Consider the following 12,679-nt stretch of genomic DNA (forward strand, 5'->3'; position numbering starts at 1 on the left):
CAACTGGGAGGATAACGGCGGGACCGGCGCGCTGCTGACCTATTCCGACGACTACGTGGCCTTCGTGCTGCAAGGCGTGCCGACGCGTTGGCAGAAGGTGTTCGACGAGGCGGCGGCGGCGCGCGACCGGATCAACGCGCAGCGCGGCCCCGGCGGGGTGCAGGTCGAACTGGCGGGCTATGAGCAGAACCACACGACGCCGAAACTGCCGAGCTCGGGTGATAGCGAAGCCGCGATTGCAGAGCAGGAACGCACCTGGGCGGCGAAGGGGGTGCAACACGCGATCGTTGACCAGTTCTGCGCCTATGCGGCGAATGGCGGAAAGCTCCAGAACTTCTTCGTGTTCGGCGCCGGCACGACATGGAACTCGCACGGTGCTCCGGGGCGCGGCGGGGTGCGGGCCTCTTTCCAGTGGCTCGGCCTCATCAACCGCGAAGTGATGCAGGACGTGGATGCCACGCGCGCGCTCAAGGTGGCGAAGGCCGACATTCTGAGCGACGGGGCGACCTATCCGGGCGTGCCGCAGGTGGCGTGCTACTTCTTCCGCAAGGGCGCCAAGCTGGGCATCCCAAGTGGACGATGGCGGGGGGCTTTGCTGACCACAACTCGACGGCGGCGACGGCGAACGCGCTCGCGCTTCAGAGCGCGGCGATCACCGGGCCGCTCAACGTCATCGAAACGAGCCTGCCGCCCGGCGATTGCCAGATGTTCATCCTGACGTGAGGGACGCGGGTGTGAGGGCGGGGTGCTCTGATCGCAGGGGCACCCCGCGCGATTGAAGCCGCCATGCGGGGAGCTGACGCTCGATGGGCGCGGCCTTTCAAACCCGCCTTCGCAAGTGGCCTCGTGGCGCGGAGAGGCGGGATATGATCGTCTCCGCTCCGCGCCGGATATAGCTCAAGGAAAATACGGCGGCAGGGCGCGAAGCCGCTTGACGCGCCCGCGCGCCGCCCATAGAACGCCCCCACGTTCAGGGTATCCTGGACGGGCAGCGGGCGGTTGTAGCTCAGTTGGTTAGAGTACCGGCCTGTCACGCCGGGGGTCGCGGGTTCGAGCCCCGTCAACCGCGCCACCGCTTGCCCGTTAGGACGTCCTGCGTGAAATGCGCGGTTGTAGCTCAGTTGGTTAGAGTACCGGCCTGTCACGCCGGGGGTCGCGGGTTCGAGCCCCGTCAACCGCGCCATTTTCACCCTGTTATCCAAGAGAAACGAAGTGGCCGTCGCGCATTCCCGGTGGGTGGGTGCGCGTTCATGGATCCAAGCAGTCGGATCGGCAGGGCATGCAAGGGCTGGGCTGTATTCGTGCCGCGATCCGGGACCCGAAATCCGTGCTCGGAGTTCGTCCGATTTCCCAGGTTCGGCCTGTAGGTCGCTGATATAAATAATTTATCGTCAAATAGCGTACGCGCCGCCGGAGTGGCCCCGGCGGCGCGTCTTGGTTGTTATCCGTCGAAATCGACGCGATCCATCAGCTTGAGCGCCTCGGCGCGATATTCGGCGATGGATTGCAGGTTGGTCTCGTCCGGGGTGATCTCGCCCCAGCTCTGGACCAATTCGGACGCCTGCGTGTCGGGACCGGCGGGATACTCGTTGACCACCTCGGCATAGATCTGCTGCGCTTCGGGGGAGGCCAGGTATTCCATGAAGGACAGTGCCTCTTCACGGTTGGGCGCCGAGTTGGTCATGGCCACGCCGGAGACGTTGACATGGGTGCCGCCACCATCCTCGAAGGTCGGGAACTCGATGCGCACCGAGTTGGCCCATTCCGTCTGCTCGGGATCGGCCAGCATGGCACCCATGTAGTAGGTGTTGCCGAGGCTGATATCGCATTCCCCGGCCCAGATCGCCTTGACCTGTGCACGGTCGTTGCCCTCGGGCTCGCGCGCCAGGTTGGCTTTCAGCCCGCGCGCCCATTCCTCGGTCGCTTCGATGCCATCATGGGCGATCATCGCGGCGACGAGGCCGAGCGTATAGTCATGCGTGCCGGAGCGGGTGCAGATGCGGCCTTTCCACTTCGGATCGGCAAGGTCCTCGTAGGTGGTGATCTCGCCTTCGGCGACGCGATCCTTCGAGGCATAGACGATGCGGGCGCGGTAGGTCACGCCGAACCAGTGGCCTTCGGGATCGCGAAGGGCGGCGGGGATGTTCTCGTCGAGGATGTCGGAGGAGACGGCCTGCGTCACACCGGCTTCCTTGGCTTCGGACAGGCGCGCGATGTCAACGGTGAGGATGATGTCCGCGGGGGAGCGGGCGCCCTCGGCCGTAAGGCGTTCGGTCAGGCCCTTGTCGATATAGGCGACATTGGTCTCGATCCCGGTCTTGTCGGTAAAGCCGTCGAGAAGGGGCTGGATCAATTCGGGCTGACGGTAGGAATAGATATTGATCTCCGCCATGGCCGGCAATGCGGTTCCGGCGAGAAGAGCGGCGGCAAGGATCGAACGTGTCATGGATGGCTCCGTTGTTTGTGCTGACGGAGGATAAATCCGAGTCTTTTAGTAAGGTCAATACCCGACAAAATGACTGGGCTATTTTTTTTCACGCCGCTTCGCCTCCCTCCACAGATCGTCGAGCGCCGTGATATCCTGCGATGCGACGGTCATGCCCCGCGCCTCGAGCGCCGTCTCGATATGCGAAAAGCGCCGCGTGAACTTGGCATTGGCATCGCGCAGGGCGGCTTCGGGGTCGACCCCGAGATGGCGTGAGAGGTTGACCATGGTGAAGAGCATGTCGCCCATCTCCTCGGCGATCTCGCGCGGGCTCACGCCATCGCGCGCCCGGGCAAGCTCTTCCGCCTCCTCGGCGACCTTGCCGATGACGCCATCGACATCCTCCCAATCGAAGCCCGCCCGTGCCGCGCGCTTTTGCAGCTTCACCGCTCGCATCAGCGCCGGCAGGCCCAGCGCGACCCCGTCAAGCGCGCCCGTCTCGGCCCGGCTCGCGCGCTCGGCGGCCTTGGCCGTTTCCCAGTCCGCGACCTGCTGCGCGGCACTCTTGTCGCGCCCCTCGCCGCCGAAGACATGCGGGTGACGCGAGATCATCTTGTCGGTCACGCCCCGCGCCACGGCGTCGAAGTCGAAGCTGCCTTCTTCCTGCGCCATCTGCGCGTGGTAGACGACCTGCAGCAGCAGATCGCCAAGCTCGCCCTTGAGATCCGTGCGGTCCCCCCGCGCGATCGCGTCGGCCACCTCGTAGGCCTCCTCGATCGTATAGGGCGCGATCGATGCGAAATCCTGCTCGAGATCCCACGGGCATCCGCCATCCGGATCGCGCAGCCGTGCCATCACGGCCAGCAGCCGCGCGAGCCCCTCGGGCGTGTCGAAGATCGGGTCGGCGTCATCTGCCATCATATCGCTCCTGTGCTGCGCGGACGCCGGGTTGGGGGCCGGGCCGTGATGCGGGACGTTATCGGCCCCGCAGCCGCGCCTGTCCATGCCGTGCCTGTCCATGCCGCTCACGGGACATGCGCGGCCCGCTTGCGAGCCGGCGCCCGAGAGGGCAGTCTGCGCCGGACGCAGCATGAGGAAACCGCCCGTGGCACTCGAAGACGCAGCCTCCCAGGTCGATACAGCGATCACCCGCGACGATCCGCGCGGCCTTTCCGCCGAGAACGCGTTCGGGGGCGTCACATCCTTCCTGCGCCGGCGCCTGACCAAGTCGCTGGAGGGGGTCGATCTCGCGATCACGGGCATCCCGTTCGACCAGGCCGTCACCAACCGGCCCGGCACGCGCCTGGGGCCGAGGGCGCTGCGCGAGGCCTCCTGCCTGCAGCCATACGATCCGCCCTGGGGCTGGGGCTTCGATCCGCTGAGCGAGTTTTCGATCGCCGATCATGGCGACATGGCCTTCGACTACGCGCGCGTCTCCGCCTTCCCCGCGGCGCTGCGGGCGCATATCGGCGGCATCCTCGATGCGGGCGCGGGCTGCATCGCGCTTGGCGGCGACCACTCCATCTCCCTGCCGATCCTGCAGGCCCATGCCGAGCGTCACGGCCCGCTCGCCCTGGTCCAGTTCGACGCGCATGCCGATACCTGGCGCGACGACGATTTCGAGCGGATCGATCACGGAACCATGTTCTACAAGGCGGTGAAGCTCGGGGTGATCGACCCGGCCCGTTCGGTGCAGATCGGTATCCGGACGGAGAATCCCGACACGCTCGGCATTCACCAGATCCCCGCCCGCGCGGTTCATGAGAGCACGCCGGCCGCTGTCGCCGCCAAGGTGCGCGAGATCGTTGGAGACGCGCCGGCCTATCTCACCTTCGACATCGACGCGCTCGATCCGGCCTTCGCGCCGGGCACCGGAACGCCGGTCTGGGGCGGGCTGGCCAGTTGGCAGGCGGCGGCGATCCTGCGCGACATGGCCGGGATCGACCTCAAGGGTGGCGACGTGGTCGAGGTCTCGCCGCCCTATGATGCGGGCGGGGCGACGGCGGTGGCGGGCGCGCATGCGGCGATGGAGCTCATATGCCTGTGGTGCTGGACGCGCAGGGCAGGGGCATGACCCATCAGCCGGTTTCGGGCAACGATCTGGCGCGTTTTGCCGGGATCCCCAGCTTCATGCGCCTTCCGGTGCATGCGGATGCCGAGGGGCTGGATGCCGCCTTCGTCGGGGTTCCCATGGATCACGGCACGAGCTGGCGCCCGGGCGCGAGGTTCGGCCCCCAGCAGATCCGCACCCAGTCGGCGATGATCCGTCCCTATGCCCTGCAGACGGGCGCCGCCCCCTTCGACGGCTTGACCTGTGCCGATATCGGCGATGTCGCGCTCAGCACCTTCGATCTGCGGGCCGCAATCGGTGCGATCGAGACGGCCTATGGTGCCATCCTGTCGACCGGCGCGGTGCCGATGACGATGGGGGGCGATCATACCGTGACCCTGCCCATCCTGCGGGCCACGGCCGCCCGGCACGGCCCCGTGGCGCTCGTGCATGTCGATGCCCATGCCGATGTGAACGACGAGATGTTCGGCGCGCGCGAATGCCATGGCACGGTGTTTCGCAGGGCATACGAGGAGGGCCTGCTGATCGCGCCGAAGGTCTGGCAGGTGGGCCTGCGCGGCACCGGCTACAGCGCCGGGGATTTCGACGAGCCGCGCGGCTGGGGCTTCAACCTCGTGACGGCACCCGAGCTGTGGCACAAGAGCCTGACCGGGTTGGGCGAGCACATCCGTGCGCAGATCGGCGCGGCGAAGGTCTATGTCAGCTTCGACATCGACAGTCTCGATCCCGCCTTCGCGCCCGGCACCGGCACGCCCGAGATCGGCGGGTTGACCGTGCCGCAGGTGCTCGAGCTGATCCGCGCCCTGCGCGGCCTGCAGATCGTGGGCTGTGATCTGGTCGAGGTGGCGCCGCCCTACGATCCCAGCGGGAACACGGCGCTTCTGGCGGCCAACCTGCTCTTCGAGCTGCTCTGCATCCTGCCCGGCGTTCCCTATCGCTGATCCCCCTGTCTCTTCTGAAAGGTGGCGACACCATGCTGAAATTCCTTGGCCTCGCGACCCTTTTCCTCCTGCTTGCCATTCTGGCGGCCATCGCGCTCGCGATGGTGTTGATCCGCCTGGCCGGCTCGGAGGCGTCGCGCTGGCATGTCGATCCGGCCCTGGCCGCGAGCGGGCGCGAGGGGGGGTGGACGCTGCGGCCCGAGGGGGGCGATGCGGTGGGACCGCGCGCCCGCGCGGCGCCCGAGGCGCTGCTGCGCATGCTTGACGAGATCGCGCTCGAAGAGCCGCGCACCCGGCGCCTTGCCGGCAGTCCCGGCGAGGGGCGCATCACCTATGTCACGCGCAGCCTGCTTTTCGGGTTTCCGGATTATACGACCGTGGCCGCTGTTCCGCACCCGGATGGCGGACACACGGTCCTGCTCGATGGACGCCTGCGCTTCGGCAAGTCCGATCTTGGCGTCAACCGGGCGCGCGCCAAGCGCTGGATGGAGCGGCTTCGGACGCGTCTGGCGCGCGAGGGAACGCTTGCGGAGCCGGGGCCGGACGGCGCGCGCTGAGGCAGGCCTCGCCGGTATCGCGCCAGATCGGAACGTTCAGGGCCATTTCGCAATGGGCGATGTAGGCGCGCCCGTCCACCTTGAGGCAGAGGCGCGTCCCGAGGTCATGCCGCGCGCCGCGCCGGTCGGTGCAGTAGCATTCGATCACCCGCGGGGGCGGGGCCGCGGCACGCTCCTGCGCTTCGGCGGGTGCCATGTTCAGGGCCTGCGCGGCGAGCGCGAGAAGGAGCGCGCCCGGCCCCGCCCGCGAGCGGCCCGGCCGGATGGCCGGGCGCTTGCCGCGCCGCCGGTTCGCATGATGCAATGGATGTTCCATAACCCACCCTAGCAGCAGGCGGGCCTTGACCAAAGCACCGGCTTGGGCGAAGCACCCTCATGGTTCCCTTGGAAAAACTCGCACAGATCACCGAACGCTTCGAATATATCGAGGCCCGGATGGCGCAGGGTGGCGGCGATATCGCGGCGCTCGGGCGCGAATATGCCGAATTGCGTCCCGTCGTGGCGCAGATCGCCGAATATCGCGGCTTGAGGGAGGCGCTGTCGGAGACCGAGGCGATGCTCGACGATCCGGAAATGCGTGCGCTTGCCGAGGAGGAGCTGTCGCGCCTGCGTGCGCGCATCCCGCAGGTCGAGGACGCGCTACGCCTGGCGCTCCTGCCGCGAGACGCCGCCGACAGCCGCCCGGCCATTCTCGAGATCCGTCCCGGCACGGGCGGCGAGGAGGCGGCGCTTTTCGCCGCCGACCTGATGCGCATGTATCAGCGGCACGCCGAGGCGTCCGGATGGCGCTGGGACGTGATCGAGGAGAGCCTGACCGAGCTTGGCGGCATCCGCGAGCTGGTCGTGGCGATCCGGGGGGAGGGTGTCTTCGCGCGGCTGAAATACGAAAGCGGCGTGCACCGTGTCCAGCGCGTGCCGAGCACCGAATCGGGGGGGCGTATCCACACCTCGGCCGCCACCGTGGCGGTTTTGCCCGAAGCGCTCGAGGTCGATGTCAAAATTGATCCCGGTGATCTGCGCATCGACACGATGCGGGCCTCGGGCGCGGGGGGGCAGCATGTGAACACCACCGATTCCGCCGTGCGTATCACCCATGTGCCGACCGGGATCGTGGTGACCAGCTCCGAAAAGTCGCAGCATCGCAACCGCGAGATCGCGATGGAGGTGCTGCGCACGCGGCTTTTCGACATGGAGCGCAGCCGCATGGAGGGCGAGCGTTCCGCCGACCGGCGCGCGCAGGTGGGCAGCGGCGATCGCTCCGAGCGGATCAGGACCTACAACTTCCCGCAAGGCCGCCTGACCGATCACCGTATCAACCTGACGCTCTACAAGCTCGATCAGGTGATGCAGGGGGACCTTGCCGAGATCATCGACGCGCTGGTCGCCGAGGACCAGGCGGCGCGTCTCGCCGAGATGGAGCGGTGAGCGATACGTCCGGCCCGCGCCTGGCGGACCTGCTGCGGGTGGGAGCCGCGCGCCTGCGCGAGGCGGGGATCGATGAGGCAGGCGGCGACGCGCGCCATCTTTTGGCGGCGGCTGCCGGCATCGCGCGGGACCGTCTGAGCCTGCATCTCGGCGATGGGGCGCCGGAGGGTGCGGATGCGCGTTTCGCCGCGTTGCTCGCGCGGCGCGCAAACCGCGAGCCCGTCTCGCGTCTTTTGGGGCGGCGGTTCTTCTTCGGGCGCGACTTCGCCGTGACCCCGGATGTGCTCGATCCGCGGCCCGAAACCGAGATCCTCGTCGCCGCCGCCCTAGATGGGCCCGTGCAGCAGGTACTCGACCTGGGCACCGGGTCGGGATGCATCCTCGTGAGCCTTCTTGCCGAGCGGCCGGATGCGCGGGGGACAGGCACCGACCTGAGCGAAGCGGCGCTTGGCGTGGCACGCGGCAATGCCGAGCGGCATGGCGTCGCGGCGCGCTGCGCCTTTCGGCAGGCGGACTGGCTCGAGGGCATCGAGGGGGCCTATGACACGATCGTGTCGAACCCGCCCTATATCGCGCGGGACGAGATGGCGGGGCTCGCCCCCGAAGTGTCGGAGCATGACCCTCACCTGGCGCTGAGCCCCGGCGGCGACGGGCTCGCGGCCTATCGCCGGATCACCGCCGCGGTGCCCGCGCGTCTTGCACCCGGCGGCCGGCTTTTGGTCGAGATCGGGCCGACGCAGGGGGCGGCCGTGCGCGATCTCTTCGCCGGCGCGGGGTTGACGCGGATCGCGGTCCTGCGTGATCTTGATGGCCGCGATAGGGTGGTTTCGGGGCGTCTGACCACCTGAAAGGCGCGCTTTTACCGGGCTAGACGCTTGTTTTGTCAGAAATGCCTTGTCAATTTCGCCGCGCCATGTTCTTACAGGATCAGACAGACGGTGGGACGCAGGACGCGTTCTCCTCAGTCATAGCCCGGAATATCGCCGACGACCCGCCTGCGCCGCCTGACGCAAGGCAAACGCCAAGGGTCGCGCAAATGCCATAACAAGGCCGGATACAGCAGCACCATGAGATCTTCGAAGTCACGTTCGCGGTCGAAATCGAACCGCAACCGTCCCTCCGGGAACATTGTCAACCGGGTCTTCGACAGCTCCGGTCCGGAGGGCAAGGTGCGCGGTACGCCGCAGCAGATCATCGAGAAATACAATCAGCTTGCCCGCGATGCGCAGCTGGCCGGCGACCGTGTGGCGACCGAAAACTTCCAGCAGCATGCCGAGCATTACACGCGCATGCTGGCCGAGGCGCAGAAGGACCAGGATCAGAAGCGCGAGCAGAACGAGCAGCAAGGTCAGAACCGGCAGAACAACGACAACCAGCAGGGCGGCGGTCAGCAGGGCGGCCAGGGCGGCGGTCAACAGGGCCAGAACCACGGCTCGGGCAACAACGGCTCGGGCAACAACGGCTCGGGCAACGGCCAAGGCGGACAGAATAATCAGGTCGGCGAGCGCCAGTCGCAGCCGCAGGGCGGCGGATCGCAGCCGGCAGCCCAGTCCGAGCATTCCGCAAGCGATGACGGCGATGGCGGGCAGGGCGAGGCACGCCGCCAGGCGCGCGCCGGACGCGACGACGACGTGATCGATTTCGGCGGTTCCGAGGGCTCCGGCCTCGTCGAGACGCCCGAGGGCAAGCCCGTCAAGGCACCCAAACCGCGCCGGTCGCGCAAGCCGGCCGCGCGGCCTGCGGGCGAGGGTGAGCCGGGAAGCGAGACCGGAGGCGAGGAGAAGCCCGCGCCGCGCCGCAGCCGCAGCCGCAAGCCCGCCACCGAGCAGGATGACGGCAGACAGGCCGACGGCGAGAGGGGTGGCAACGAAGCCGGGGGCGGCGAGACCGGTTCCGGCACGTCCGAGGCCGCCGAGTAGGCGCATCTCCCGCCGCGGAACATGTCCTGCACAGCCAAGGGTATCGCGCCCGGACCGACATCGAGAAAGGCCCGCGGGAATGTCCGGCGGGCCTTTTGCCGTTCCAGCGTCCCGAATGCCGCTGCACATCGCCCGGGCGGGCGCGTTCTGGAGGCAAGGCGCCATGGGACGGACCCTGGCGGAGCCGGCACATCGCGCGCGGTTTCAGCGTCTTATCGAACCGGCGCCCGTGGGGCCGGCTGTCACTTCGGGGTTTCGAGCGCCCGTGCCAGGGCGCAGAACTGCGACAGATCGAGCTGCTCGGCCCGTTCGGTGGGCGCGATGCCGACCGAGGACAGAACCTCCTCGATATTCGGCGACAGGGATTTGAGCGAGGCGCGAAGCATCTTGCGCCTCTGACCGAAGGCGGCCGCCACCACCCGTTGCAACTGCCGCGCGTCGGCCGGGTAGCGGGGCGTCTCGCGCCTGACGAGATGCACCACCGCAGAGCGCACCTTGGGCGCCGGCGTGAAGGCTTCGGGCGGCAGGTCCATCACGATCCGCGCGTCGCTGCGCCACTGCGCGAGCACCGCGAGGCGCCCGTAGGCCTTGGTTCCCGGCGCGGCGACGATGCGCTCGGCGACCTCGCGCTGGAACATCAGCGTCAGGCTGCTCCAGAAGGGGGGCCAGTGCCCCGGATCGAGCCAGCGTGTCAGCAGTTCGGTGCCGACATTGTAGGGCAGGTTGGCCACGATGCGGATCGGCGGGGTGAGACGCGCCGCCACGTCGATCTCCAGCGCATCGGCATTCATCACCTCGAGCCGGCCGGGATAGGCGCGTGCGACCTCCTCGAGGGCGGCGATGCAGCGGCTGTCCTTCTCCACCGCCAGCACCCGGCGCGCCCCTTCGGCCAGGAGCCCGCGTGTCAGCCCGCCGGGGCCGGGACCGATCTCGAGCACGTCCGAGCCGCGAAGATCGCCGGCCTGACGCGCGATCTTCGCCGTCAGGTTCAGATCGAGGAGGAAGTTCTGTCCCAACGACTTGCGCGCGCTGAGGCCGTGCTCGGCGATAACGGCCCGCAGGGGCGGCAGATCGTCGATCGCGCTCATGCCGCGGCCGCCCGGGCGCGCGCCATCCGTTCGGCCATGCGCAGCGCCGCGATGAGCGAGGTGGCATCCGCCCGCCCTTGCCCCGCGATGTCGAAGGCAGTGCCGTGATCGGGCGAGGTGCGGATGAAGGGCAGGCCAAGGGTCACGTTCACCCCGCCGGAAAAATCCAGCGTCTTGATCGGGATAAGGGCCTGATCGTGATACATCGCCACCGCCGCGTCGTATCCCGCGCGCGCGCCGGCATGGAACATCGTATCGGCCGAGAGCGGACCGAGCAGGCCGATCCCCTCGGCACGCAGCGCGTCGAGCACCGGGATGATGGTGTCGATCTCCTCGCGCCCCATGGTGCCGCCCTCGCCGGCATGGGGGTTGAGCCCGGCGACGGCGATCCGGGGGCTTTGAATGCCGAAATCGCGGATCAGGGCGGCATGGGTGATGCGCAACGTGTCGTAGAGTCTTGCGCGATCGAGCGCGGCGGGCACCTCGGCGACAGGGATGTGGATCGTGGCCGGAACGACCTTCAGCGCGTCGCAGGCCAGCATCATCACGACCCGCTCGACCCCCGCGAGGGCGGCCAGATACTCGGTATGGCCGGGATAGGCGAATGCCGCCCCATCCTTGAGCGCCTTCTTGTGGATCGGCCCGGTGCAAAGGGCGCCCGCGCTCCCGTCGCGCACCAGGTCGACGCCCCGCGCGATTGCCGAGATCACCGCCGCGGCATTGGCCGGATCGGGGCGGCCGGGCAGCGCCGCGGCCGCGAAGGGGTGATGCAGGACGGGCAGTCCGCTCAGCGCGGCATGGGCGGCATCGCGCGGCGCGGCGATCCGCACCGTCGGCACGCCGCGCGGCAGGTGGCCCTCGTCGCCGATCCAGAAGAACGGCAGCGTCGCCCCGAGCTCGGCCCAGGCCTTCGCGGCGATCTCCGGGCCGATCCCCGACGGCTCGCCGCAGGTCAGGGCGATGGGGGCGGGCACATGCGCGCTCACGGGCCTACTCGGTCACGATGCGCGCATTCGAGCGCAGCTTGGCGAGATAGGTGTCGGCGTAGCCGGCGGCGCGCGAATTGCCCAGTTGTTCGCCGAACGCACGCAGATCGACATCGCGACCGGCGCGGTAGTCGCGGCCGCAGAGCATCACGAGCGTCGCGCCGCGCCCATCCGCCGAGACCACGGTGGCCGTCTCGCCCTCGTCGAGACGCGACAGGGTGATCGCGACATCGGCGGGGATCGCATCAATGCGGCGGGTTTCGCGCCGCAGCGCCTCGGCGGGCAGGCCCCGGGCCACGCCATAGAGATCGTCACAGGTATCGGCGCGCGCGCTGATCGCGGCCGCCCTCTGGCGCGTGTCCGCGCCCCCGGCTCCCGGCAGGGCGAGCAGGGCATATTCCACCTCCGTCGCGGGCGGCGTCTGACGCGCGGTCTCCTCGCGGGTGCGCAGCTGGAACAGGGCGATGCCGTTGGGAATGGGAACGGGGGGCGTGACCTGCCCGGGGCGCAGGGGCAAAAGAAGCTCGGCGATATTGGGCGGCAGATCGCCAAGATCGGTGGCCTCGATGCGGCCGCCATTGTCACGGCTCGGCACCACCGAATACTGGCGCGCGGCGGATGCGAAGGCGCCGAGACTGTCGATCTGCGTGATCTGCGCGGCGAGCGCCTCGGCGCGGGCGCGGTTCTCGGGCGTGTTGGCGGGAAGGATGATCTCGGCGAGCCCCACGCGGATGCCCCCCCCGGGCGGCAGGGCGCGCGCCTCGCGGCGCACCTCCTCCTCGCGCAGCTGCGCCTTGGGGCCGAACCGGGCGCGCACCACCTTGCGCCAGGCCAGGCCGGCCCGCACGAAATCCTCGAGCGTCTGGCGCTCGATCCCGTCGCCGGCAAGGGCCGAAAGCAGCGCCGGGCTGTCCATGTTGACCCGGCCGGCGAATTCCTCGACCCCCTCGCGCACCTCCGCCTCGGTGACCTCGATGCCCATGTCGCGGGCGGCGGCGGTCTGCAACCGCTCGTCGATGAGCGCCTGCAAGGCGAGCTCGCGCGGATCGCCGGGCGTGCGGAAGAGCACGACGAGGCGGGCGCGTTGCTGCAACTCGAAATTGGTGATCACGGCGCCGTCGACGGTCGCCACGGGCGCGAAGAGTGATTGCGCGGCGGCGGGGGCGGATGCCGGACCGAGAAGCGCGGCGGCGGATCCGCCGGCCAGCATCGCGGCGAGAAGAAGGGGGCGGAGGGCGCGTGTCATAAGGGACTGCCTCTTGGGTCT

Annotated in this window: 12 protein-coding genes and 2 tRNA genes; 9 read left to right on the forward strand and 5 right to left on the reverse strand. The window is 68.8% G+C overall.

Annotated features, from left to right (window positions below; translation table 11 throughout):
* From PMES_RS12960 to PMES_RS12970, 3 genes are all read left to right on the forward strand, one after another.
* Positions 1-718, forward strand: a 718-nt coding sequence (locus PMES_RS12960) for a hypothetical protein (RefSeq protein WP_159966154.1), incomplete at its 5' end; no start/stop codon positions are given.
* Between the two features lie 277 nt (positions 719-995).
* Positions 996-1,072 (forward strand) — tRNA-Asp (locus PMES_RS12965).
* A gap of 34 nt (positions 1,073-1,106) precedes the next feature.
* Positions 1,107-1,183, forward strand: a tRNA-Asp gene (locus PMES_RS12970).
* Between the two features lie 258 nt (positions 1,184-1,441).
* Here PMES_RS12970 and PMES_RS12975 read toward each other — a convergent pair.
* Both PMES_RS12975 and mazG read right to left on the reverse strand, forming a co-directional pair.
* Positions 1,442-2,446 carry a Fe(3+) ABC transporter substrate-binding protein gene (locus PMES_RS12975; RefSeq protein WP_159966155.1) on the reverse strand — a complete coding sequence of 335 codons (1,005 nt, stop codon included), beginning with the start codon at positions 2,444-2,446 and terminating at the stop codon, positions 1,442-1,444.
* A 78-nt stretch (positions 2,447-2,524) separates the two neighbouring features.
* Positions 2,525-3,343 carry a nucleoside triphosphate pyrophosphohydrolase gene (mazG, locus tag PMES_RS12980; RefSeq protein WP_159966156.1) on the reverse strand — a complete coding sequence of 273 codons (819 nt, stop codon included), beginning with the start codon at positions 3,341-3,343 and terminating at the stop codon, positions 2,525-2,527.
* Positions 3,344-3,530: 187 nt separating this feature from the next.
* Between mazG and speB (PMES_RS12985) the strand changes: the two genes are divergently transcribed.
* From speB (PMES_RS12985) to PMES_RS13010, 6 genes are all read left to right on the forward strand, one after another.
* Positions 3,531-4,499 (forward strand): agmatinase, encoded by a 969-nt coding sequence (gene speB / locus PMES_RS12985; RefSeq protein ID WP_159966157.1) that lies wholly within the window; start codon positions 3,531-3,533, stop codon positions 4,497-4,499.
* The gene (gene speB, locus PMES_RS12990) at positions 4,496-5,437 is read left to right on the forward strand and encodes an agmatinase (RefSeq protein WP_159966272.1); all 942 of its coding nucleotides are present in this window, start codon (positions 4,496-4,498) and stop codon (positions 5,435-5,437) included. Before speB (PMES_RS12985) ends, speB (PMES_RS12990) begins: the two co-directional genes overlap by 4 nt.
* A 32-nt stretch (positions 5,438-5,469) precedes the next feature.
* Positions 5,470-5,994, forward strand: coding sequence for a DUF1499 domain-containing protein (locus tag PMES_RS12995; protein WP_236549803.1), 525 nt, complete (start codon positions 5,470-5,472; stop codon positions 5,992-5,994).
* Between the two features lie 375 nt (positions 5,995-6,369).
* On the forward strand, positions 6,370-7,419 hold the full coding sequence (prfA, locus tag PMES_RS13000; RefSeq protein ID WP_159966158.1) for a peptide chain release factor 1: 1,050 nt from the start codon (positions 6,370-6,372) through the stop codon (positions 7,417-7,419).
* The gene (gene prmC, locus PMES_RS13005; RefSeq protein WP_236549804.1) at positions 7,416-8,267 is read left to right on the forward strand and encodes a peptide chain release factor N(5)-glutamine methyltransferase; all 852 of its coding nucleotides are present in this window, start codon (positions 7,416-7,418) and stop codon (positions 8,265-8,267) included. The genes prfA and prmC overlap by 4 nt, the downstream gene beginning before the upstream one ends.
* A 219-nt stretch (positions 8,268-8,486) precedes the next feature.
* Positions 8,487-9,338, forward strand: coding sequence for a DUF4167 domain-containing protein (locus PMES_RS13010; protein ID WP_159966159.1), 852 nt, complete (start codon positions 8,487-8,489; stop codon positions 9,336-9,338).
* 242 nt (positions 9,339-9,580) lie between these two features.
* Here the strand turns inward: PMES_RS13010 and rsmA are convergent, their stop codons facing one another.
* From rsmA to PMES_RS13025, 3 genes are read right to left on the reverse strand one after another with little or no spacing between them, the layout of a single operon-like run.
* On the reverse strand, positions 9,581-10,426 hold the full coding sequence (rsmA, locus tag PMES_RS13015; RefSeq protein ID WP_159966160.1) for a 16S rRNA (adenine(1518)-N(6)/adenine(1519)-N(6))-dimethyltransferase RsmA: 846 nt from the start codon (positions 10,424-10,426) through the stop codon (positions 9,581-9,583).
* Entirely contained in the window at positions 10,423-11,400 is a 978-nt protein-coding gene (gene pdxA, locus PMES_RS13020) for a 4-hydroxythreonine-4-phosphate dehydrogenase PdxA (protein WP_159966275.1), read from the reverse strand. Before pdxA ends, rsmA begins: the two co-directional genes overlap by 4 nt.
* Positions 11,401-11,416: 16 nt before the next feature.
* A complete protein-coding gene (locus PMES_RS13025; RefSeq protein ID WP_159966161.1) occupies positions 11,417-12,658 on the reverse strand; it encodes a peptidylprolyl isomerase in 1,242 nt (413 codons plus the stop codon).
* Positions 12,659-12,679 lie beyond the last annotated feature (21 nt).

The sequence above is a fragment of the Profundibacterium mesophilum KAUST100406-0324 genome (assembly GCF_009835145.1).
GTDB classification, from domain to species: Bacteria; Pseudomonadota; Alphaproteobacteria; order Rhodobacterales; family Rhodobacteraceae; genus Profundibacterium; species Profundibacterium mesophilum.

Coding starts and splice junctions, on each gene's coding strand:
- PMES_RS12975 (WP_159966155.1), bottom strand. CDS start 2,446: ATGACACGTTCGATCCTTGCCGCCGCTCTTCTCGCCGGAACCGCATTG.
- mazG (WP_159966156.1), bottom strand. CDS start 3,343: ATGGCAGATGACGCCGACCCGATCTTCGACACGCCCGAGGGGCTCGCG.
- speB (WP_159966272.1), top strand. CDS start 4,496: ATGACCCATCAGCCGGTTTCGGGCAACGATCTGGCGCGTTTTGCCGGG.
- PMES_RS12995 (WP_236549803.1), top strand. CDS start 5,470: ATGCTGAAATTCCTTGGCCTCGCGACCCTTTTCCTCCTGCTTGCCATT.
- prfA (WP_159966158.1), top strand. CDS start 6,370: ATGGTTCCCTTGGAAAAACTCGCACAGATCACCGAACGCTTCGAATAT.
- PMES_RS13010 (WP_159966159.1), top strand. CDS start 8,487: ATGAGATCTTCGAAGTCACGTTCGCGGTCGAAATCGAACCGCAACCGT.
- rsmA (WP_159966160.1), bottom strand. CDS start 10,426: ATGAGCGCGATCGACGATCTGCCGCCCCTGCGGGCCGTTATCGCCGAG.
- PMES_RS13025 (WP_159966161.1), bottom strand. CDS start 12,658: ATGACACGCGCCCTCCGCCCCCTTCTTCTCGCCGCGATGCTGGCCGGC.